The organism is Humibacter albus DSM 18994 (assembly GCF_000421825.1).
Taxonomy (GTDB): Bacteria; Actinomycetota; Actinomycetes; order Actinomycetales; family Microbacteriaceae; genus Humibacter; species Humibacter albus.
Genome location: NZ_ATXT01000013.1, coordinates 95,058 through 115,838, shown reverse-complemented (window position 1 = coordinate 115,838; position 20,781 = coordinate 95,058). Strand labels below are relative to the sequence as shown.

At 68.2% G+C, this 20,781-nt stretch carries 20 protein-coding genes; 9 read left to right on the top strand and 11 right to left on the bottom strand.

All coding sequences use genetic code 11. From position 1 onward, the window contains the following. Window positions 1-29: 29 nt before the first annotated feature. Window positions 30-362, top strand: coding sequence for a GIY-YIG nuclease family protein (locus H623_RS17960; RefSeq protein ID WP_051143120.1), 333 nt, complete (start codon window positions 30-32; stop codon window positions 360-362). A gap of 242 nt (window positions 363-604) precedes the next feature. Here H623_RS17960 and H623_RS0105260 read toward each other — a convergent pair whose 3' ends face one another. The 7 genes from H623_RS0105260 to H623_RS0105230 all read right to left on the bottom strand — a co-directional run bounded on the left by H623_RS0105260 (window position 605) and on the right by H623_RS0105230 (window position 6,837). Beyond that, the gene (locus H623_RS0105260) at window positions 605-1,369 is read right to left on the bottom strand and encodes an ABC transporter permease (protein WP_026939943.1); all 765 of its coding nucleotides are present in this window, start codon (window positions 1,367-1,369) and stop codon (window positions 605-607) included. Window positions 1,370-1,379: 10 nt separating this feature from the next. Then, window positions 1,380-2,255: an ABC transporter ATP-binding protein gene (locus tag H623_RS17955; protein WP_084485745.1), complete on the bottom strand. Its 876-nt coding sequence runs from the start codon at window positions 2,253-2,255 to the stop codon at window positions 1,380-1,382. 117 nt (window positions 2,256-2,372) lie between these two features. Next, window positions 2,373-3,221, bottom strand: a complete 849-nt coding sequence (locus tag H623_RS0105250) for a DUF4097 family beta strand repeat-containing protein (protein ID WP_022899900.1) — start codon at window positions 3,219-3,221, stop codon at window positions 2,373-2,375. Window positions 3,222-3,353: 132 nt separating this feature from the next. Further along, window positions 3,354-3,872: a toxin-antitoxin system HicB family antitoxin gene (locus H623_RS0105245; RefSeq protein ID WP_022899899.1), complete on the bottom strand. Its 519-nt coding sequence runs from the start codon at window positions 3,870-3,872 to the stop codon at window positions 3,354-3,356. A gap of 231 nt (window positions 3,873-4,103) precedes the next feature. Further along, window positions 4,104-4,754 carry an amidase domain-containing protein gene (locus H623_RS17950; protein ID WP_084485653.1) on the bottom strand — a complete coding sequence of 217 codons (651 nt, stop codon included), beginning with the start codon at window positions 4,752-4,754 and terminating at the stop codon, window positions 4,104-4,106. Window positions 4,755-4,874: 120 nt separating this feature from the next. Next, the gene (locus H623_RS0105235) at window positions 4,875-5,705 is read right to left on the bottom strand and encodes a M15 family metallopeptidase (protein WP_033371432.1); all 831 of its coding nucleotides are present in this window, start codon (window positions 5,703-5,705) and stop codon (window positions 4,875-4,877) included. 157 nt (window positions 5,706-5,862) lie between these two features. Continuing rightward, entirely contained in the window at window positions 5,863-6,837 is a 975-nt protein-coding gene (locus H623_RS0105230; protein WP_084485651.1) for an amidase domain-containing protein, read from the bottom strand. 254 nt (window positions 6,838-7,091) lie between these two features. Here H623_RS0105230 and H623_RS17945 point away from each other — a divergent pair, with 254 nt between their 5' ends. Together H623_RS17945 and H623_RS0105220 are read left to right on the top strand one after the other, a co-directional pair. Next, window positions 7,092-9,356 (top strand): MDR family MFS transporter, encoded by a 2,265-nt coding sequence (locus tag H623_RS17945; protein WP_022899895.1) that lies wholly within the window; start codon window positions 7,092-7,094, stop codon window positions 9,354-9,356. Between the two features lie 75 nt (window positions 9,357-9,431). Then, entirely contained in the window at window positions 9,432-10,445 is a 1,014-nt protein-coding gene (locus H623_RS0105220; protein ID WP_022899894.1) for a LacI family DNA-binding transcriptional regulator, read from the top strand. A 156-nt stretch (window positions 10,446-10,601) separates the two neighbouring features. On the opposite strand, the gene H623_RS0105215 is transcribed toward H623_RS0105220, so the two are convergent. After that, window positions 10,602-11,405, bottom strand: coding sequence for a DNA-methyltransferase (locus H623_RS0105215; protein ID WP_051143118.1), 804 nt, complete (start codon window positions 11,403-11,405; stop codon window positions 10,602-10,604). Between the two features lie 84 nt (window positions 11,406-11,489). Between H623_RS0105215 and H623_RS22315 the strand changes: the two genes are divergently transcribed. After that, window positions 11,490-11,984 (top strand): GNAT family N-acetyltransferase, encoded by a 495-nt coding sequence (locus tag H623_RS22315; RefSeq protein WP_342664577.1) that lies wholly within the window; start codon window positions 11,490-11,492, stop codon window positions 11,982-11,984. 83 nt (window positions 11,985-12,067) lie between these two features. Here H623_RS22315 and H623_RS17940 read toward each other — a convergent pair whose 3' ends face one another. Next, window positions 12,068-12,457: a hypothetical protein gene (locus tag H623_RS17940; RefSeq protein WP_022899891.1), complete on the bottom strand. Its 390-nt coding sequence runs from the start codon at window positions 12,455-12,457 to the stop codon at window positions 12,068-12,070. Between the two features lie 102 nt (window positions 12,458-12,559). On the opposite strand from H623_RS17940, the gene H623_RS17935 reads away from it, so the two are divergent. From H623_RS17935 to H623_RS0105190, 3 genes are read left to right on the top strand one after another with little or no spacing between them, the layout of a single operon-like run. Further along, the gene (locus H623_RS17935; RefSeq protein ID WP_022899890.1) at window positions 12,560-13,270 is read left to right on the top strand and encodes a TetR/AcrR family transcriptional regulator; all 711 of its coding nucleotides are present in this window, start codon (window positions 12,560-12,562) and stop codon (window positions 13,268-13,270) included. Beyond that, on the top strand, window positions 13,267-15,504 hold the full coding sequence (gene bglX / locus H623_RS17930) for a beta-glucosidase BglX (protein WP_022899889.1): 2,238 nt from the start codon (window positions 13,267-13,269) through the stop codon (window positions 15,502-15,504). The genes H623_RS17935 and bglX overlap by 4 nt, the downstream gene beginning before the upstream one ends. 39 nt (window positions 15,505-15,543) lie before the next feature. After that, window positions 15,544-16,353, top strand: coding sequence for a sugar phosphate isomerase/epimerase family protein (locus H623_RS0105190; protein ID WP_022899888.1), 810 nt, complete (start codon window positions 15,544-15,546; stop codon window positions 16,351-16,353). A gap of 167 nt (window positions 16,354-16,520) precedes the next feature. Here H623_RS0105190 and lplAB read toward each other — a convergent pair whose 3' ends face one another. Both lplAB and H623_RS0105180 read right to left on the bottom strand, forming a co-directional pair. Next, window positions 16,521-17,570, bottom strand: coding sequence for a lipoate-protein ligase LplAB (gene lplAB, locus H623_RS0105185; protein WP_022899887.1), 1,050 nt, complete (start codon window positions 17,568-17,570; stop codon window positions 16,521-16,523). Window positions 17,571-17,764: 194 nt separating this feature from the next. After that, window positions 17,765-18,610, bottom strand: coding sequence for an alpha/beta fold hydrolase (locus H623_RS0105180; RefSeq protein ID WP_026939941.1), 846 nt, complete (start codon window positions 18,608-18,610; stop codon window positions 17,765-17,767). Window positions 18,611-18,703: 93 nt separating this feature from the next. Between H623_RS0105180 and H623_RS0105175 the strand changes: the two genes are divergently transcribed. Together H623_RS0105175 and H623_RS17925 are read left to right on the top strand one after the other, a co-directional pair. Continuing rightward, on the top strand, window positions 18,704-19,261 hold the full coding sequence (locus tag H623_RS0105175; RefSeq protein ID WP_022899885.1) for a MarR family winged helix-turn-helix transcriptional regulator: 558 nt from the start codon (window positions 18,704-18,706) through the stop codon (window positions 19,259-19,261). After that, the gene (locus tag H623_RS17925) at window positions 19,258-20,568 is read left to right on the top strand and encodes an MFS transporter (protein WP_022899884.1); all 1,311 of its coding nucleotides are present in this window, start codon (window positions 19,258-19,260) and stop codon (window positions 20,566-20,568) included. Before H623_RS0105175 ends, H623_RS17925 begins: the two co-directional genes overlap by 4 nt. Window positions 20,569-20,781: the final 213 nt, after the last annotated feature.

The following is a 20,781-nucleotide window of genomic DNA, read 5'->3' as shown; positions in this document are numbered from 1 at the left end:
GCTGCACTTCGGCCGTGGATGCTATCGGCATGCCTTTCGTCTACATTCTCGAATGCTCGGATGGGACCTACTACACGGGAAGCACGACCGACCTTGAACGGAGGCTTCTCGAGCATGAGCTCGGCGGCAGCGCCTACACGCGCGAAAGGCTGCCGGTGCGACTCGTGTGGTCCGAGGAGACCGGACATATCGCCGACGCCTATTCACTTGAGCGGCGGCTGCACGGTTGGTCGCACACCAAGAAGGAGGCGCTGGTGGCGGGTCGTATCGCCGACCTCGCCGGTTGGTCTCGTCGACAGCGGGCAGCCGCCGGAACGATGGCGCAGGCAGCCGAGCGCGATGACTCCGAATCCGCGCCGTGAGAGGGGGCCGCTACTGCGCCCCGAGCGAGCGCGAATGCAGCCCTGCTCCCTGAGCGAGCGCGAGACACCCCTGCTCCCTGAGCGAGCGAAGCGAGTCGAAGGGGCCCGTTCCGCGGCGACGCTACGGCGTGAAGCAGCGCCCTTCGACTCGCCCCGCTCGCTCAGGGAGCACAGGGAGCACAGGGAGCACAGGGAGCACCGCGCCCTTCGACTCGCTTCGCTCGCTCAGGGAGCACAACACGCTACGAAACCTTGCGGCGATAGATCACCTGGGCCACCGCGTACGCCACGACCAGAACACCCATGAGCCAGGCAAGCGCGATCCAGATGTCGCCACCCACGGGCTGCCCCGTGAGCAGCGCGCGGACCGAGTTCACGATCGGCGTCACCGGCTGGTACTGCGCGAACCACGCCACAGGCCCTGGCATGGATGCCGTGGGTACGAACGCCGAGCTGATGAACGGCAGGAAGATCAGCGGGTACGAGAACGCGCTCGCACCGTCCGGCGATTTGGCCACGAGCCCCGGAATCACCGCGATCCAGGTGAGCGCCAGCGTGAACAGCAGCAGGATGCCCGCCACCCCCAGCCAGTCGAGCACGTTCGCGCCCGACCGGAACCCCATAGCGAAAGCGACGCCCACCACGACCACCAGCGAGAGCGCGTTGGCGACGAGCGAGGTGAGCACGTGCGCCCAGAGTGTGGACGAGCGGGCGATCGGCATCGACTGGAACCGCTCGACGATGCCGCCCTGCATGTCTTGGAACAGTCGGTAGGCGGTGTACGAGATTCCGGTGGCGATGGTGATGAGCAGGATGCCGGGCAGCAGATAGTCGATGTAGGAGACATCCGTTCCCGTCTCGATGGCCCCGCCGAAGACGTAGACGAAGAGCAGCAGGAACGCGATCGGCATGACGCACGTCGTGATGATGGTGTCGAGGCTGCGCGTGACGTGCTTGAGCGAACGACCGGTCAATGTGGCCGTATCGCCGATGAAGTGGGTGGTCATGGTGGTCTCCTCAGTCATTCCGGCGCTCATGCGCCTCGGCGGCGTTGTCTGCGTGGTCAACGGCCGCGTCTTCGGCGGCGGCCTGGCCGGTCAGCGCGAGGAACACGTCCTCGAGCGTCGGCTGTTTCTCGACGTACTCGACCTTCGCCGGCGGCAGCAGGCCCTTGAGCTCGGCGAGCGTGCCGTTCACGAGGATGCGGCCCTGATGCAGGATCGCGATCCGATCTGCCAGGCGCTCCGCTTCGTCGAGATACTGCGTGGTGAGCAGCACGGTCGTGCCGCCCGCGGCGAGTCCGTCAATGGCGTTCCACACGTCGATGCGCGCCTGCGGGTCGAGCCCTGTGGTCGGCTCATCCAGGAAGATCACGGGCGGTTCGCCGATGAGGCTCATCGCGATGTCGAGCCGCCGCCGCATCCCGCCGGAATACGTCGAGGCCCTGCGGCCGCTCGCCTCCGCCAGCGAGAACCGCGCGAGCAGCTCATCCGCCACGGCGGCGGGGTGCGCGACATGCCGTAGCCGTGCCACGAGCATCAGGTTCTCGCGCCCGCTCAACAGTTCGTCGACCGCGGCGAACTGGCCGGTCAGGCTGATGGATGCCCGCGCCTTCGCCGCCTGCCGAGTCACGTCGAACCCGTCAACGCTCGCGCTTCCGGCGTCGGGCTTCAGCAGCGTGGCGAGGATCTTGACGAGCGTCGTCTTGCCCGCCCCGTTGGAGCCGAGCAGCGCGAAGATGCTGCCACGGGCGACGTCGAAGTCGACGCCGCGGAGCACCTGGACATCCTTGAACGACTTGGTGATGCTGCGAACCCGGATCGCGGGGCTTGGCGGAGCGAGCTGCCGCGTGGACGGGGCGACGGCATCCGGCGATGGTTGTGACGTGGTCATGAGAATCTCCTTGATTGCGGGCGCGACGAACATCGCCCTGCCGCGGGCGATCGCACCGTGGGTGGGGAATCGCCCGAGTGGCGGCGATCTGTGTGACGACCTGGGTGGCGGTCCGACTCAGGTCAGTGGGCGTCGGATCACGATCGACCCCCAGTTGTTGTGCGCGATGATCTGCGCGGTGCGGTCGGTGTCGGCGGGCGAGGCGACGGCGTCGAGCTCATTGGTCACCGGGCCGTGCTGCGACGACACGTCGAGCCAGGCCGCGACGCCCTCGGGAACGCCGATCTCGATGGGGCCGTAGCCGTTCTCCAGGTGCACCTCACCACCCTCGACGCGATCGATGCGGATGCCTGCGTATCCGCTTCGCACGTCGGCACGGTCTACAACGCGGTCGATCACGATGTCGCCGTGGCCGCCTTTGACGGTGAGGCTTCCGGTCACGGTTCCGAGCGTCGTGGAACCCGTGACGTTCTTGATCTCGGCGTCGCCGTCGAGCGTGCCGACGCGAATGGATCCCGCACCGGTGCCGATGGTCGCCTCCCCCACGGCATGGCCCACCGTGATCGAGCCGGCGCCGGTGTACAGGGCGAGCCGTCCCGTGGCATCCAAGCGGATGTCGCCGGCACCGACCCGGAACGAGCACCCGCCGATCCTGCCGTCCACGGTGAGGCTTCCGGCGGAGATCTTGCCGCGCAGGTCGCTGCCCGAAGGCAGCGAGATCTCGACGTCGATCTGGTGATCGCCGGGCCCGATGAACCGCCAGGTCTTGGTGGCCACCAACGAGAGCACGCCGGCCGCGAAGTCCACGCGCACGTCGCGCGCGGCGCGGAGATCGCCCGGGCGATCGGAGTCACCCGGCGCCACGCTGACCGTGGCTTCGTCGCGCTCCGAGGCCACGATGTGCACCCGTCCGACGGCGAGGTCGAGGTCGAGAGTGATGGGTTCCGGGGTCGCGAAAACAGGCATGATGACTCCTCGATGGGTGGGTGCCCGTCCGGTCGGACGGTATGGATGCCGGTGCGCTCAGCGCCGCCCGGCCTGCGTGTTCTGCGGCTCGGCTCGAGTCGCGGTGAACTGGACTGCGGAAGCGGCTGGTCCTCAGCGGACCCAGCCGGTGAGCCTGTCGTTGCGCGCCTCACGGGACGCGCGCCTGGACTTGGGAGGTTCGAGCGCCGCGGCGACGGCACGGACGAGCCAGGTGTTCACGGAGACGCCGTCGTGCGCGGCGGCATGCTCGACCCGTGCTTTGAGCTCGTCGGGCAGTCGGAGGGTGGTGCGGGTGGTGGCCCGGTCGTCGCCGTCGATGGCGGCAGAGGGAGCGGAGGCGGACACGACAGACTCCGTCGGCCCGTCTCCGCCATCCTCCGCCACCAGTGCCGGCGCCGTGACGACGAACTCCGGCTCATGTCCCCGCAGGCGCACGTCGACCGACCCTGGGGCGAGCTCGGTGGTGATCTCGCCGGCCGCGTCGGACAGCGCGTTGAGCAGCACGAGGCGCGCGGCGGCATCCAATGAAGCCGTCAGCCGCTGTGCGAGGTCGCGCGCTTGCTCGCCGCCCGCTGACGCGGCGGTGGCGAGTTGACGCTGAAGGTCGTCGACATACGTCGTGAGTTGCATGACACCACTATGACACCATCGTGGTGTCACGTCAAGGAATCCGCTCGCCGCCGTCCATAATTCGGGCTGAAGCCGCAGTTCCGCGTCGCTTTCGGCGATGCCGCGTGCGCCTCACGGTCCGGTCCTGAGTTATGAACATGGTTCTGCCCCCAGTCACGACCGACGACACGTCCGACAGGGACGGGTGGCGCCGCGACGGGCGGCCGCGCGGCATGCGGCGCCGCGCCCGGATCAGCTCGTGGGCGTCGCCGTCGAGGTGGCGGGCAGCGAGATGTGCCAGAAGTGTCCGGTGGCGTTGTCGTACTCCTTGTCGAGCACGTAGTCGAGGTCCCGGTACTTGGTGTCCTTGTTGTGCCCGGCCATCTTGATGTCGACGTGCTTCTTGCCGTCCACCGTGGTGTCGACCACCTTGCTGACGATCTCGACATGATCGAAGGAACCGTCGTCATCCCAGTCGAACATCACGATGTCGCCGACGGCGATCTTCGACCGCTTGTTCAACGGATATTCGGTGAGCCCGAGGCTCTTCGCGTTCGCCGTGAAGTAGTCGTTCATGGCCGGCACGTAGCCCCAGGCCGGGCTCCAGGATGCCGCCGCATCGTGGTTGTACCAGGTGTCGTTCATCTTCCAGCCGCGCGCGATGAGCGTCTGGCTCACGAAGTTGGCGCAGTCGCCGCCCACCGGGTTCAGGTCGCCATAGATCTTGGTGTTGTAATGGTTCCAGTGCTTCATCGCGTAGCTCAGCTGCTTCTGGATCGGCGCGGGCAGCGCGGGTTCGCCGGCGGAGCATCCGGTCAGCACGAGTGCTGTCGAGACCGACAAGACGGCCGCCGCCCACCACCCGCGCTTCATCCGCCCGCTCTTGCCTGCTCGCCCCGCCATGGGTTAAGACGCTAACGACGGATGCTGTGCCTCACCCCGGCCACGCCCGCGCTCGGTGTGATATTCAGTCGCTCCTCAGGTCGACGCTCGCGCAGCTTCGGCCCCCGGTTCGCTACGACTTCAGCCCGGATACGTCTCGCCGCCGGGAACGCCGAAGTACTCCTCGAGCGTGGTGACCCCCGTGTCGTGCAGTTCGGTGGCCAGCGGCAGCCCGATGTAGCGGAAATGCCAGGGCTCGTACGTGAAGCCCGTCACCGGCACCTTGTCGGAGGGGTAGCGCAGCAGAAAGCCGAAGCGCCAGGCGTTGGCGGCAAGCCACCGGCCCTCCGCAGTCTGGCCGAAACAGGCATTCAGCGTGCACTCGCCGGATGCCGCGCTGATGTCGACGGAGAGACCGGTCTGGTGTTCGCTGTGCCCGGGTCGCGCGGTGTCGGTGTCGGCATACGCCTGACCGTTGGCCGCCACGTCTTGGTCGTAGACGGAGACCTGCGTCTGATAGGAGCGGTAGCCGCTCTGCAGCGTAAGGCTCAACCCCGCCTCGGACTTCGCCGCGGCGAACATGGTGGCGAGAGGGCCGGAGACGATCTGGCGCACCGGCTGCCCGTTGATGTTCGGCACGGGCGGCTGCACGAGATCCGGCGGAACGTAGTCGACGGGATTCAGCGCTCGCGACTTGTTGACGACGACCCAGATACTGCGCGGGTCGTCGATCGAGTTCGCCGCCTTGTCGAACGTGGGCGTCGGCGTGGGCGACGGCGTCTGCACGGCGACGGCCACGGGCGCCGGCGAAGCCGTCGGTGACGGCCTGACGGCGATTCCCGACCGGGCCGAGGCTGCGTCCTCGTGCGGAAACACGGCGGCACCCAGCGCCCAGGCCCCCGAGCCGAGCACGAGCACCCCTGCGGTCAGAGCCGCGACGAGTGCGCCGACTCTGGCGCGATGGGATGCCACGCCCACCAGCGTAGAGTCCGCCGAGACCTGAGAAGCCCGCTCAGCGGCCCCCGTTCGGGGCAACACTGTTCGAGCGGCCCGTGGCTGTGATGGCCGGCGCTCTCAGCGCCGCCGCCCGTGAACTCGCCGCGGCATCGCCCGTGAATCGCCGCGCGTCCTACCTCGTGAGGTGCCAGAAGTGTCCGGTCGAACCCGGATGCTGCGTCGTGATCGTCGTGTCGAGGTCGCGGTACTCGTAGTCGTCGTTGTGGCTGGCCATCAGGATCTTGTACGCACCATCGACGACGTCGATCCGGTCCACGACCTGCGTGTGGTCGGGCGAGGTGTCATCGCCCCAGTAGAAGATGGCGATGTCGCCGAGCGCCACCTTCGATCGGTCCGCCTGGTCGAAGCTCACCTTCTCGAGCCCGAGCGCCGCCGCGTTGTCGGACAGATACTCGTCGAACGACGGCACGTAGCCCCACGCCGAGCTCCAGTCCGCCGCCGCGTCGTGGTTGTACCACTCGTCGTTCATGGTCCAGCCGCGTGCGATGAGGGTCTGGCTGACGAAATTGGCGCAGTCACCGCCCACCGGGTTCAGATCTCCGTACTGCGCCGTGTTGTAGTTCTGCCAGTGGGCGAGTGCGTACTGCATCTGGGCGCCGACGCCAGCAGTCGCGACGTACTGCAGGGCGTCCGGCTTCGTCGCGAGCACCTGGCCGCCACCCGAGAGAACGCTGACGCTCACCACCGCCGGCTGATAGTTCGTGGAAGCCGGAGCCGTCGCCACGATCTTGTCCGCCGAGACCCGCTTGGCCTCGACCGCTGTGTCTCCGAACGACACCGTCTTCACGTGCTGCAGACCGGTCCCCGTGATGGTGACGGGCTGGCCCGCCACGGATGCCTGTGCCGGCGACACCGACGCCACTCGCGCCCGCGCCGCCGTCGCCGTTCCGCTCGAACGCGAGGCGGTCTTCGCCAGGTCGGCGGAGCATCCCGCCAGCAGAAGGGCGGACGTGGCGACGAAGCCGCCGAGGGCCGCGCGGCGGGTCAGCCCGCCTTCGTGCACGGGCGGAACAGCCCCATCGACGGGCTCGTCGGCGGCGCGACGAAGGGAACGGGCGCGGGGCGGTGTGGCGTGGGACTGGAACATGACCGTGCAGAACCTACGTCATCACGCTTGGAATTCTCGGTGTACCTCGTAAGGGGGCGCCGCGGGAACACCGGAACCTGTACGTGCTCACATCGATCCGGCTCGGCTCGGTTGTTCCGATGTCGGTCCCGCGGTGTAAATTTGTGCACTCACCGCAACTTTCTCAATGGGGCCGACGTCAGCGGACTCGATTCGTTGCGCTCTTCTCGCCGTTCGGCCCATCACACGCACTTCCACTAGAACCCCGGGGACCTATGTCACAAGCCGCCACTCCCGCGCAGGCGCCCGCGACTCCCGCGCCGATCATGTCCCATCGCCAGATCATGTTCGTGATCTTCGGTCTGATGGCGGGCATGTTCCTCTCCGCACTCGATCAGACCGTCGTCGGGACCGCCATCCGCACGATCGGCGATGACCTGCACGGCCTCAGCCTGCAGGCCTGGGTGACCACCGCCTACCTGATCGTCTCCACGATCGCCACGCCCATCTACGGCAAGCTGTCCGACATCTTCGGACGGCGACCGCTGTTCATTCTCGCGATCGTCATCTTCGTGATCGGGTCGATCCTGTCGTCGTTCTCGACCTCGATGATCGAGCTCGCGTTCTTCCGCGCCGTGCAGGGCCTCGGTGCCGGCGGCCTGATGTCGATGCCGTTGGCCATCATGGGCGACATCCTCGCTCCGCGCGAGCGCGCCAAGTATCAGGGCTACTTCCTGGCCGTCTTCGGCATTTCGAGCGTCGCGGGCCCGCTGATCGGCGGCCTGTTCGCCGGAGCGAACCAGATCCTCTGGATCGCCGGCTGGCGCTGGGTGTTCCTGATCAACGTGCCGATCGGCATCATCGCCCTGTTCATCGTGCTGGCCTTCCTGCACATCCCGCACCACAACCACCACTCCGTGCGCATCGACTGGTGGGGTGCCGTCGGCGTGATCGTCGCCCTCGTGCCGCTGCTGCTCGTGGCGGAGCAGGGCCGCGACTGGGGCTGGGGCAGCGTCGCCTCGATCCTCTGCTACGTGATCGGCGCCGTCGGCGTGCTCGGCTTCATCATCGTCGAGATGCTGATGAAAGATGACGCGCTCATCCCGCTCAAGCTGTTCCGCTCGAACACGTTCTCGATGGCGACGATCATCGGCGTGCTCGTCGGTTTCGGGATGTTCGGGGCCATGCTGACCATCCCGCTCTACCTTCAGCTCGTGCTCGGTTCGACCCCGACCGAGAGCGGTCTTCAGCTGCTGCCGATGATCCTCGGTCTGATGATCGCCTCGATCGCGAGCGGGCAGATCATCGCCCGCACCGGCCACTATCGGCAGTTCCCGATTCTCGGCACCCTGCTGCTCGCGGGCGGATTCTTCTGGCTGACGTTCGTGAAGTACGACACGTCGTACTGGATCATCGCGTGCGCGATGCTTCTCATCGGTCTCGGTCTCGGCCAGATGATGCAGACGCTCACCATCGCGAGCCAGAACGCGGTCACGCTGCGCGACATGGGGGTCGCCACGAGCGCCTCCACGTTCTTCCGGCAGATCGGTGGAACGCTCGGCACCGCCGTGCTCATCTCACTGTTGTTCGCTGTGATGCCCACGAACATCCAGTCGTCGCTGAGCGACAAGCCGACGCTGACAGCCGCGCTGAACGCCGCCTTCGATCCTGCGGTGGCGGACGCGCCGGAGAACAAGGCGATCATGAAGACCGTCTACGACCCGATCGTCGACAACGTGACGAAGAACACGACGAATCAGCTGCAGACCAAGGTCGACTCGGCCAAGGCCGAGGGCAGCACCAAGGGCAAGGACGCCGCGATCGCGGCCGTGCAGAAGCAGGTCGACGCCGGACTCATCCCGCAGAACGAAGCCGCTGCGGCCAAGGCGTCGGCGGGCGAGGCGGGTGCCGCCGCAGGCGAGAAGGCCGCGCTCAAGGCGGCGACCGCCGGCATCGAGAAGGCTGTCCCCGTCGCCCGGGTCTCCGCCGACGGCACGGTCACGCTCGACTTCTCGAAGGCGAGCGAGCGCAGCGACTTCGTCGACACGCTGGTGCCGACCATCCAGAAGCAGCTGACGAAGTCGGGCGGCTCGACGAAGGTCGACTCGAGCACCATCAACGACACCTCGTTCCTGAAGAGCGCCGACGAGCGTCTGGCCAAGCCGTTCCTGGTGGGCTTCAACTCGTCCGCGGTCACCGTGTACTGGGTGGCGATGTTCGTGGTGCTGCTCGCGTTCGTGCTCACGCTGTTCTTCAAGACTCCACCGCTGCGGGCGAAGTCGGCGCTGCAGGAAGCCGCGGACGACGAGGCCATGCGGGCCGTGTCCGCTGCCGAGGAGACGGGTGCGCTGACGCTCCCGCGCGTCGCCGCCGACGACGATGACGACGAGACGACGACGGGTGCGGAGCCGCCCGTCGAGCACGGGAGGCACGCGGATGCGCAACACGGGCATCCGTCGACCCAGGACCATGACGATACGTCGGGCGAACGCGGCCATCATGGCCGCCACCTCGGCGGTGGCAAGGTCGCGACGCCGTAGCCGCGGGTCCGTGCCGGCCCGAGTCGCCAGGCGACCGCGAATAGCGATAAGTTCGCAGTCGGAGAGGGACAGTCCATGGGCGTGAAAGCCGCGGCACAGGCGCCGACGCTAGAGATGGTGGCCGCACGGGCCGGCGTCTCGCGCGCCACCGTGTCCCGCGTCGTCAACGGCTCGCCCAAGGTGAAGCCCGACCTGATCGCCGCGGTCAACCGGGCGATCGCGGAGCTGAACTACGTGCCCAACCGGGCCGCGCGATCGCTGGCGAGCCGGCGCACCGAGTCCATCGCACTGGTGATCCCCGAGTCCACCTCACGCGTGTTCACCGATCCGTTCTTCGCGCTCATCATCCAGGGCGTGGCCATGCACCTGGCGACGACGGACTACACACTGGGCATCGTGGTCGCCTCCGAGGCGAACCCCGACAAGACGAGGCGGTTCCTCACCGGCGGCAACGTCGACGGCGCGCTCGTGGTGTCGCACCACTCCGGCGACCACTCCTACGCCCGACTCGGCCACACCGTGCCCATCGTGTTCGGCGGCCGACCGCTGCACGACGACCATGACAGCTACTACGTCGACGTCGACAACATCGCCGGATCGCTCACGGCCACCCAGCACCTGATCGAGCGAGGTCGCACGCACATCGCGACCATCGCAGGCCCGGCCGACATGCCCGCCGGGTTCGACCGCGAGCTCGGCTGGCGCCGGGCCATGACGGAGGCAGGGCTCGACACCTCGCTCGTGGAGTGGGGCGACTTCTCGCCGGCATCCGGAGCCATGGCGATGCGGCGTCTGCTGGCGCGCAAGCTGCCGATCGACGCGGTCTTCGCCGCGAACGACCAAATGGCGCTCGGAGCGTACGCGGTCATCGCGGAACACGGTCTGAGCATCCCGAACGACATCGCCGTCGTCGGCTACGACGACGACGCGCTCGGCTCGGCCGCAGCGCCCGCGCTCACCACGATGCACCAGTCGATGACAGAGCTCGGCGCCACCATGGCCGAGAAGCTCGTGACCATGGTCGAGGGCGGGCCTGTCGATCACGCGACCATCCTCGAGACGCGCCTGATCGTGCGCGGCTCGAGCTGACGCGAGCGTTCCGCGCTACACGGCGCCGACGCAAACCCATCAAGTGCCGCTTCCGCTGCCGCACGATGCGGGTTCTGCCGACCGGTCGCGCAATTCGCGACAGCGCAGTCGTGGCAGTTCTCGCCAGGCCTGCATCGTTCAGGGAAGGTGGGGCGCTCAGCGGAAGGCGACAGACGGCATGCGCGCGAACCGTCTGCGCATCACGCCGATGGCATCCGGGTTGCTGTCCACGAGCACGAACCGGCGGCCCAGTGCCGCGGCGACCGCTCCCGTCGTACCGCTGCCGGCGAAGAAGTCGAGCACCCAGTCGCCCTCGCGGGTGGATGCCTGCACCATGCGCCGCAGAATCCCCTCCGGTTTCTGAGTCGGATACCCGGTCTTCTCGCGTCCAGCGGTCGCCACGATGGTGTGCCACCACACGTCGGTCGGCAGCTTGCCGCGCGACGCCTTCTCGGGCGTGACCAGCCCCGGCGCCATGTAGGGCTCTCGGTCGACGGCGGTCGAGTCGAAGTGATAGCCGCGCGGATTCTTCACGTAGACGAGGATCGTGTCGTGCTTCGCCGGCCAGCGATGCTTCGCCTTGCCGCCGTAGTCGTAGGCCCAGATGATCTCGTTGAGGAACGAGTCCCGGCCGAAGAGCGCATCGAGCAGCACCTTGGCGTAGTGCGCCTCGCGGTAGTCCAGGTGCAGGTAGAGGGTGCCGTCGTCGGCCAGCAGGCGCCACGCCTCGGCGAGCCGCGGCTCGAGGAACTCCCAGTAGTCGTCGAACCGGTCGTCGTAGTGCAGCAGATCGCCGCGGATGCGTCGGTAGCTGCGCCCTTGGAACCCCGCGGCCGACCCGCCCTCGTCGCTGCGCACGGCCGTCACGGTGCGGCGCTCCTGTCTCCGTCCGGTGTTGAACGGCGGGTCGAGGTAGACAAGGGTGAACGCCGCGTCGGGAAGCGATGGCAACACTGTCATGTTGTCGGCCCGGAAAACGGTGTCGGGGCCCTCCGGCGACCAGTCGAGGCGCGGCGCTCCGGGTGCCGCCTGCGCTTCCCCGGGGTGCGACGCGGGGAGCTCGCGCGGCGCATCCGCCTCCGCTCCGGCCCCGGCGACCGGGCTGTCACCGAACTCGGGCGATTCGGCGGTGGAGGAGTCGGACATGCGTCCATTCTGACCGCTCCGAGGAGTCCGGCCCGATGCGACCGGTCCGCGGCGACGCCGATCCGCCTCGCCTGCCCTGAGGAACAGGCGGTCTATGTTGAGGCCATGAGCGCACAGGTACGAGACGAATCGGATGCTTCCCGCTACGTCATCGAGATCGACGGCGCCGTCGTGGGTGCCGCGTACTACAACCGGTTCGACGATCACATCGTGTTCACACACACCGAGGTCGACGAAGGGCACCAGGGCGAGGGTCTCGCGGGAACGTTGGTCGAAGCGGCACTGAACGACGCGCGCACGGCGAACCTGCGGGTGGTGGCGCTGTGTCCGTATGTGCGGGGATGGCTGCAGCGGCATCCCGACTTTCAGAACCCGCAGGGAACGCCGGCCTGAGAAGCGGTCGCACTAACGTCGGCCGAGCATCGCTGTCATCGTTGCGTCGTACCCCATCGCCGTGTCTGCAAACTAGTCACGCCTCATAGCGTCCCGTCGCGCCGGCGGACCTCCGGGCGCGGCGACGTGCCACGGCGAGACGCGTCGACCGGCGAGGATGCGTCGACCGGCTGTGGCTTGCCGGAGGCGTCCAGATGGATGCGCACCGGCCCGTCCCCGAAGATGCCCTTGTCTCCATCACCGGGGATCGGAGCCGGGATCGGCAGCCTGGCCTGCTTGTCGAGTTCGAGCTGCGCCTCGTACTTGGCCGGCGCGAACACTTCGTCGCCGATCATGAGCACACTTCCGCCACCGCGCGAGCCGCCCTCCGGGGATGCGCGGCTCTTGTCACTGAGATCGATCCAGCCGAGCCTGTGGGCACCCCAGAGCAGCACGCCGACAGCGACGATCCCGCCGAGCACCCACCAACCCACGCGGACACTGTACACGAACGTCTAGGTATCTTCACAGGAACGGGGTGACCCGCAAACGCGAAACGCAAACACGATTCGGCTTTGGGGCTACGCTTCTGGGATATGCGCACGCGCGGGTCCTATGCCAAAGGGGTGGCCAAGCGGGAGGAGATCCTCTCCAAGGCGCTCGACGTCGTCGCCGAGTCCGGCTATCACGGACCCTCGGTGCGAGACCTCGCCGACGCCGTCGGCCTGAGCCAGGCCGGCCTCCTTCACTACTTCGACAGCAAAGAAGAGCTGTTCACGGCCATCCTGCGCACGCGCGACGAGCATGATCTGCAGATGCTCGACGACGGCGTGCTGCGGCCCCCTCGCGACGACGAGACTCCCCCGTCGTTCAACGCGGCCCGCGACGCCATGCTGCGCATCGTGCGCCACAACGCGCAGGTGCCGGGCGTGGTCGAGCTGTTCTCCCGGGTGGCGGTCGACGCAGCCGACCCGGGGCATCCCGCGCACGCGTTCTTCGCCGAGCGCAGCTCTGGCCTTCGCGACACGTTCGCGCAAGCCCTGCGCGCCGAGCAAGAGGCGGGCCGCATCGACGACCGCCTCGATCCGGATGCCCTCAGCCGGCTCGTGCAAGCCGTCGCCGACGGTCTGCAGCTGCAATGGCTGCTCGACCCGAAGGTCGACATGGCTACCACGCTGGAGGCCTTCTTCGATCTGATCGAGCCCGCTCCGAGATCGTCACCCGCATCGGCCGCAGAGGCGGACGTCCCGTCCGCAACACGGCGATCCGCGGACAGCACGACGAATTCCAGGAAGGAACCCGCATGAACACCTCACCCGCGACCTCCGCCCGCGTGACGGAACTCCTGGCGCAACTGACAGTGCCGGAGAAGGTCGGACAGCTGATCCAGTATTTCTACTTCGGCATCCCGGCTGCTCTGGCCGGCGAGGAGTCCGAGATCGCGCAGCAACCGCGCGCAGTCGAAGACGCCCTCGCCCGTGGTGCCGTGGGCTCGCTCCTGTTCGTGACCGACCCGGCGGAGAACAACCGCCTGCAGAAGCTGGCGATCGAGGGCAACCGGCACGGCATTCCCGTGCTGTTCGGCTTCGACGTGATCCACGGCCTGCGCACCATCTTCCCGGTGCCGATCGCGCTGGCCGCCAGCTGGGATGCCGGCACCATCGAGGAGGCGCAGGCCGTCGCCGCGCGGGAGGCACGCGCCGTGGGCATCCACTGGGCGTTCGCCCCCATGGTCGACATCGCCCGCGACCCGCGCTGGGGTCGCATGATCGAGGGCGCCGGCGAGGACCCGTTCCTCGGCTCGGTCGTGGCTGCCGCGCAGGTGCGCGGCTTTCAAGGCGACCACGTCGGTGCGCCGGGCCATCTGGTCGCGGGCCCCAAGCACTTCGCGGGTTACGGTGCCGCCCTCGGCGGCCGCGACTACGACGAGGTCGACCTCTCCGACCAGGAGTTCTGGAACACCTACCTGCCGCCCTTCGCGGCGGCGATCGATGCCGGGGCGGGCAACATCATGTCGGCATACATGGATCTCAACGGCGTGCCCGCCAGCGGCAACCACTGGCTGCTGACCGAGGTGCTCCGCGACGCGCTCGGCTTCGACGGTTTCGTCGTGACCGACGCCAACGCGGCCAAAGACCTCGAGACCCATCACTTCGCGTCCGACGCCGCCGACGCGGCGGTGCGTGCGCTCAACGCGGGCGTGGACATGGAGATGGCGATCGCGCAGCCCGCATTCGAGAACCTCGTCGCGGCCGTGGAGAACGGGCTGGTCGACACGGCCCGGCTCGACGACGCGGTGCGCCGCGTGCTCGAGATCAAGGAGAAGCTGGGCCTGTTCGACGATCCCTACGTGGATGCCGCGGCATCCGAGGCCGTGCTCGCCGACCCCGCGCACCGCGAGACCGCACGACGCGCCGCGGAGCGTTCCGCCGTACTGCTGCACAACGACGGTTCGGTGCTGCCGCTGGACGCCGACGCGCTCGGCACGGTCGCGGTGATCGGCCCGCTCGCCGACTCGAAGCGCGACACCATCGGCCCGTGGGTCTTCGACCACGATCTCGACGAGACCGTCACCGTGCTGGACGGCATCCGCGCGTTCGTCGGAGACCGGGCACAGGTCGTGCACGAGCAGGGCGTGGCGTATCCGAAGCGCACGTTCCCGTCGATGTTCGACATGTGGGGCGACACGAGTCCGACCTCGGCGCCGGACTTCGACGCGGAGGCCGCTCTGGAAGCCGCGGTGAACGCCGCCTCCGCTGCCGACGTCGCGATCCTCGTGCTCGGTGAGCAGCAGGACATGATCGGCGAGAACGCGTCGCGCTCCGACCTCTCACTGCCCGGCGACCAGCAGACGCTCCTCGAATCCGTCGCCGCGACCGGGACCCCGGTCGTGCTCGTGCTGATGAGCGGGCGCCCGCTCGATCTGCGCTGGGCCGCCTCGCACGCGCCGGCGATCCTCGAGGTCTGGTACCCGGGAACACGCGGCGGTGAGGCCGTCGCGAACCTCCTCTTCGGTGCAGCGGCGCCGTCCGGCAGGCTGCCGTTCACCTGGCCGCGCTCCGTCGGCCAGGTGCCCCTGCACCACGCCGTCACGCGCTCGCACGCACCGCAGGACCAGGTGCACCGCTACTGGAACGAGGAGAGCACACCGCTGTTCCCATTCGGTCATGGACTCACCTACACGAGCTTCAGCTACGGCGAGCCCCGGGTGGATGCCGAGCGCATCGGCCGCGACGGCACCGTGACGGTGTCCGTCGACGTGACCAACACCGGCGCCCGGGACGGCGTCGAGACGGTGCAGCTCTACCTCCACCAGCGGTTCGGAACCTCGTCGCGTCCGCTTCGGCAGCTGAAGGGCTTCCGGCAGGTGACCATCGGCGCTGGAGCGACGACCACCGTCGACATCGAGCTCGGCCCCGACCAGCGCCGCTACTGGAGCGCGGCGACGCGCGACTGGATGCTCGACGCGAGCACGTTCGACGTGTGGGTCGGAGCCGATGCGCACGCTGCGGCCCACACCGAGTTCACCGTCACCGACTGACACGACCCACTCGACACGACCCACGCAAGGAGCATCCTCATGTCCACTCCGTCCGTTCAGCTCTACTCCGTACGCGATGCCATCGACGAGAATCTCGACGCCGCCGTTGCGCGCGTGGCCGAGATCGGCCTGACCCAGGTCGAGCCCTACGCATTCCATCTGCGCACCGCCGAGTTCGCGCGTGCGTTCGCCGCGTCCGGCATCACCGCGCCGTCCGGCCACGCACCCGTCATCGACGCCGACGACCCGGCGGTCATCTTCGATGCCGCCGCCGAGCTCGGCATGACCACGGTGATCGACCCGTTCATCCCCACCGACCGCTGGCAGACCGCGGATGACGCGCGTCGCCTCGCCGAGGCCGTCAACGCTCTCGCCGAGCAGGCGGCGAACCGTGGCCTGCAGTTCGGCTACCACAACCACCAGTGGGAGTTCACGAAGAAGGTCGACGGCCGCCCGATCTACGAGCTGTTCGTCGAACAGCTCGAGCCGGGCGTCAAGTTGGAGGTGGACACGTTCTGGGCCACCGTCGGCGGCGCCGACACCCCGGCCGTGCTCCGCTCTCTCGGCGATCGCGACGCGGCCATCCACGTCAAGGACGGCCGGATCACCGGAGACATCGCCACCGTGCTGCCCAGCAGCGAGAGCGCGCTCGTCGTGCCGGAAGCGCTGAAGGCGGCCTTCGAGAACCAGACGCCGGCCGGACAGGGCGACATCGATGTGCAGGCGATTCTTCGGGCGGCGCCGCAGGCATTGCGTGTGATCGAGTTCGACGCCTACAAGGGTGACGTGTTCGACGGCATCGCGCAGTCGTTCGCCTGGCTGAACGAGAACGACACCGCCGCTTCCTGAAGGCTCGGGCGGCGGCCCGCCGCCACCCCATCGTCGTCGAGCCACCCCTTTGTCATCCGGCCTCCCCGGAATTCGCGTGAACAACCGGGTTGCCCGATGATTCGGGGCTGGCTCGGCCATTCTTCAGGCGGAGCGATGGCTGAGAGCGAGGATGCGCGTCGCGGCGCTCAGGGCACGCGGTAGAGCCAGTCGTCGGTCGCGAACTTCTCGGCCACCAGACGCTCGGCCTCGGCGTACTCCTCGTCGCTGATGTCGCCAGGGGTCGCGCCGTAGAGCTCGGTGAAGGTCTGCTTCATCGAAGCGATGATCTCGGCACGGGTCTTGCCGCTCTGCGCCTTCAGCGGGTCCACGCGCTTGGCCGCCGAGGTGATGCCCTTGTCGCTGATCTTCTCGCGGCCGATGCGCAGCACCTGCGTCATCTTCTCGCCGTCCATGTCGTAGCTCATCGTGACGTGATGCAGCACCGCCCCGTTCTTGAAGCGCTTCTGCGCGGCGCCGCCGATCTTGCCCTGCGGGCTCGCGATGTCGTTAAGGGGCTTGTACGTGGCATCCACTCCGAGAGAGCGCAGGGCGACGAGGGCCCAGTCGTCGAGGTAGGCGTAGCTGTCGGCGAAGCTCATGCCCGAGACGAGTTCGGCCGGCACATAGAGCGAGTAGGTGACGACGTTGCCCTTCTCCATCATCATGGCGCCGCCACCGGTGATGCGGCGCACCACGTCGAAGCCGTGCTCACGGGCGCCGTCCGGGTCCACTTCGTTCTTGACCGACTGGAAGCTGCCGATGACGACGGCGGACTCGTCCCATTCCCAGATGCGGAGCGTCGGACCGCGACGTCCGGCCGCCAGGGAGTTGCTGAGCACCTCATCGAGAGCCAGGTGCAACCGGGGCGGTACCGCCTTGGCGTGCACGATCTGCCAGTCGTAGTCGCGCCAGGTGGAGGCGTTCGACAGGGAGCGGCGCACGGCGACGGCGACCGCCTCCGGCGAGAAGCCGAGCAGGGCGGCATCCGCAGGGAGCGCACGGCGCACCGCTTCGGCGATGGCAGCCGAATCGGACTCGGCACTCAGGCCGGTCACGGCGGCGTCGATGGCCTCCAGCGCGGCGTCGGGTTCGAGGAAGAAATCGCCTGCGAGATGGAAATTCGCGATCGCGCCGTTCACCACGTCGAAATCGACGACGACGAGTTTGCCGCCGGGAACCTTGTACTCACCGTGCATGGCACCAGCCTATGGCGGGCGCCCGCTGAGCTCCGGCGGAGGTCGCGCTTCGGCCCCGGGACGCGGAGCACCGCTGAAACATGCCATTCGGGCCGAGACGTACCGCGAGGAGCTATGTCTCGGCCCGAATGGGATGTCTCAGCGACACGGCGCAGGGCACCGCAGGCGACCGCCGCCGCCGCCCGCGCCGGCCGCTACACGAGGTGCGGGAACCGGGCGTCCAGCCACCGCACGAGGTCGCCGATCACCTCGTCGCGGTTCGTCTCGTTGAACACCTCGTGCCTCGCGCCCGGATAGATGCGCAAGGTGGTGTCGGTGAAGCCGGAGCGCGCGCGGTAGGCCTGCACGAGCATCCGCGCGCTCGTCGCACCGCCGAGCGAGTCCTCCTCGCCGATCATGACCAGCAGCGGCAGCGGACGGATGCCCCGCGCCGGCCGCCCGTACAGCCGCAGCCCGTCGGCGACCCCGAACAGCTTCAGCACCTTGGCGTCGAACGTGAGCGGATCGGCGGCGAACTCGGCGGCGACTCGCTCGTCGCGGCTGAGCCACTCGTATCCGGTGTTGCCGAGGTGTTTGTGGTGCTTGTTCAGATCGCCCGCCTCCATGTGCCGCGGCGTGCGGTAGGCGGTGCCCGTGAGCACGAGTGCGTCGACCTCGTCGGAGTGCTCGTTGACGAGCATCTGCGCCATCAGCGACCCCCAGCTGTGCCCCAGCAGCACCACGGGGACACCGGGGTTCTCGTCCCGAATGGTGCGCGTAAGCATCCGGATGTCTTCCACGGCACCCCGCAGCCCGCCCGGTCCCAGCCGACCGAGCTTCGCGTGGTCGCCGTCCCACTGCTCGAGCCCGGTCTGCCCGTGACCGCGCTGATCGGCCGCGTAGACGGAATAGCCGGACTCGTTCAGCACCGTCACGAGCGGCTCGTACCGCGCGGCGTACTCGCCGAGCCCGTGCACGAGGTGGATGACGGCGCGCGGATGCTCCACCCGCCACACGTAGTAGGTGACCCGCACGCCCTGTTCATCGTCGAAGCTCGGCACGCGCCGATTCTCGCACGCGGCGGCGGCCATCGCCTGTTCCACATCGCAGTCGCCGGAACTAATTAGCGAGGCTAATTTGTTATGCTAAAGACCATGGCATCTTCGGCATCCGTCTCCGCATCCCCGATCCCGACGCCCGCCGACGACGCCGATACGCGAGGCGACGTGCGCGACGGCGGCGCACCAGCGGCCAAGGAGACGACGCAGTCGAATACCGGGCGCCCCAAGCGCGTGACCACGCACGAGCTGTCGACGAGCCTGCGCATCGCCTCGGCACGGCTGGCCCGCCGTCTGCGTGCGGAGAAGCCCGACGGCGATCTCAGCGACGGCCAGTACAGCGTGCTCGCGTTCGTCTGCCGTGAGGGAGCGCAGACGCTCGGTGCGCTCAGCGCCTACGAGCGCGTGACTCCCCCGTCGATGAACCGCACCGTGAACAAGCTCGAGGCGGCGGGATACGTCGTGCGGCAGGGCTCGGCGGACGACGGGCGCAAGGTGCTCTTCGTGCCCACGGATGCCGGCCGCGAGCTCGTGCGCGAGACCCGGCGTCGCCGAGACGCCTGGCTCGACCGCCGCATTGCGAAGCTGCCGACCGAGACGCGCGCGTTGCTGGCACAGGCATCCGATGTGATCCGCGAGCTGGCCGATTCATGAACGCGATGTTCCGCTCTCTGAGCTCGACGAACTACCGCATCTGGTTCGCCGGCGCTCTCATCTCGAACGTCGGAACCTGGATGCAACGCACGGCCCAGGACTGGATCGTGCTGACCCAGCTCACCCACAACGACGCGTTCGCCGTGGGCATCGTGATGGCGCTGCAGTTCGGCCCACAGCTCCTGCTGCTGCCGATCACCGGTCTCGCGGCGGACCACTTCGATCGGCGCAAGCTTCTGATGGCCACGCAGGGAGCGATGGGACTGCTCGGACTCGGTCTCGGCATCCTCACGGTGACCGGTCTGGTGCAGCTCTGGCACGTGTATCTGTTCGCCCTGCTGCTCGGCGTGGTCGCCGCCTTCGACTCGCCGGCCCGACAGACGTTCGTCGGCGACCTCGTCGGCACCAAGATGCTCGGGAACGCGGTCGCACTGAACTCGGCGTCGTTCAACGCGGCCCGGCTGATCGGCCCGGCGGTCGCGGGCTTGCTCACGGCGGCGGTCGGCGCGGGCTGGGTCTTCCTCATCAACGCGATCAGCTTCGCGGCGGTGCTCATCTCGTTGAACTTCATGCACCGTGAACAGCTGCACGTGATGAAGCATCCACCGAGGGCGCGCGGCAACCTCGTCGAGGGGTTCCGCTACGTGCGGCACCGTCCCGACCTGATCACGATCTTCATCATGGTCTTCCTGATCGGCACGTTCGGTCTGAACTTCCCCATCTTCGTGGCGAGCATGGCGAGCACCGTATTCCACAAGGGAGCCGGCGAGTACGGCATCCTGTCCTCCGTCATGGCGGTCGGATCCGTCGTGGGCGCCCTGCTCGCGGCGCGGCGCGAGACCCCGCGGGCGACGCTCCTCTCGGTGGCCGCGGTCATCTTCGCGATCGGCAGCATCGGGGCGGCGGCGGCACCGAGCTACTGGGTCTTCGGAGCGACGCTCGCGGTCGTGGGCGTGGCATCCCAGACGTTCAACACCACGGCGAACGGCGTGGTGCAGCTCTCCACTGATCCGGCGGTGCGCGGCAGGGTGATGGCCATCTACATGGCCATCTTCATGGGCGGCACGCCCATCGGCGCCCCGATCGTCGGGTGGGTGGCCGACGCGTTCGGGCCGCGGTGGGCTCTCGTGGTGGGCGGGGCATCCGGCATCGCGGCCGCCGCTGTCGGCGTCTACTACATGACCCGGTACCGCGGGATGCGCCTGGCCATCACCGAGCGACGCTTGCGCGTGACGTTCCGTCACCCGAGCCGCACGCTGGCCATCACAGAGATGGAGGGCGACGAGGCGGCGGCGCAGAAGGCGTAGCCGGTGCACAAGGCGCAGCCGGCGCAGAAGGCACAGGGAGCGCGGCCGCGCGACGCGGCGGTCCGCGTCGCAACGTCCGCTCATCGACCTTCGTATAGTCTTGGTCGAGAAAACGCTTTCCGGCATAATAGAACTCGGCTGCTCGCCGGAGCGGAGGTCGCGCCCCGAGAGCAGCCGTCGAACGATGCCGTTCCCGAACCGAAAAGCCAGGTG

Coding starts and splice junctions, on each gene's coding strand:
- H623_RS17960 (WP_051143120.1), top strand. CDS start 30: ATGCCTTTCGTCTACATTCTCGAATGCTCGGATGGGACCTACTACACG.
- H623_RS0105260 (WP_026939943.1), bottom strand. CDS start 1,369: ATGACCACCCACTTCATCGGCGATACGGCCACATTGACCGGTCGTTCG.
- H623_RS17955 (WP_084485745.1), bottom strand. CDS start 2,255: ATGACCACGTCACAACCATCGCCGGATGCCGTCGCCCCGTCCACGCGG.
- H623_RS0105250 (WP_022899900.1), bottom strand. CDS start 3,221: ATGCCTGTTTTCGCGACCCCGGAACCCATCACTCTCGACCTCGACCTC.
- H623_RS0105245 (WP_022899899.1), bottom strand. CDS start 3,872: ATGCAACTCACGACGTATGTCGACGACCTTCAGCGTCAACTCGCCACC.
- H623_RS17950 (WP_084485653.1), bottom strand. CDS start 4,754: ATGGCGGGGCGAGCAGGCAAGAGCGGGCGGATGAAGCGCGGGTGGTGG.
- H623_RS0105230 (WP_084485651.1), bottom strand. CDS start 6,837: ATGTTCCAGTCCCACGCCACACCGCCCCGCGCCCGTTCCCTTCGTCGC.
- H623_RS17945 (WP_022899895.1), top strand. CDS start 7,092: ATGTCACAAGCCGCCACTCCCGCGCAGGCGCCCGCGACTCCCGCGCCG.
- H623_RS0105220 (WP_022899894.1), top strand. CDS start 9,432: ATGGGCGTGAAAGCCGCGGCACAGGCGCCGACGCTAGAGATGGTGGCC.
- H623_RS0105215 (WP_051143118.1), bottom strand. CDS start 11,405: ATGACAGTGTTGCCATCGCTTCCCGACGCGGCGTTCACCCTTGTCTAC.
- H623_RS17935 (WP_022899890.1), top strand. CDS start 12,560: ATGCGCACGCGCGGGTCCTATGCCAAAGGGGTGGCCAAGCGGGAGGAG.
- bglX (WP_022899889.1), top strand. CDS start 13,267: ATGAACACCTCACCCGCGACCTCCGCCCGCGTGACGGAACTCCTGGCG.
- H623_RS0105190 (WP_022899888.1), top strand. CDS start 15,544: ATGTCCACTCCGTCCGTTCAGCTCTACTCCGTACGCGATGCCATCGAC.
- lplAB (WP_022899887.1), bottom strand. CDS start 17,570: ATGCACGGTGAGTACAAGGTTCCCGGCGGCAAACTCGTCGTCGTCGAT.
- H623_RS0105175 (WP_022899885.1), top strand. CDS start 18,704: ATGGCATCTTCGGCATCCGTCTCCGCATCCCCGATCCCGACGCCCGCC.
- H623_RS17925 (WP_022899884.1), top strand. CDS start 19,258: ATGAACGCGATGTTCCGCTCTCTGAGCTCGACGAACTACCGCATCTGG.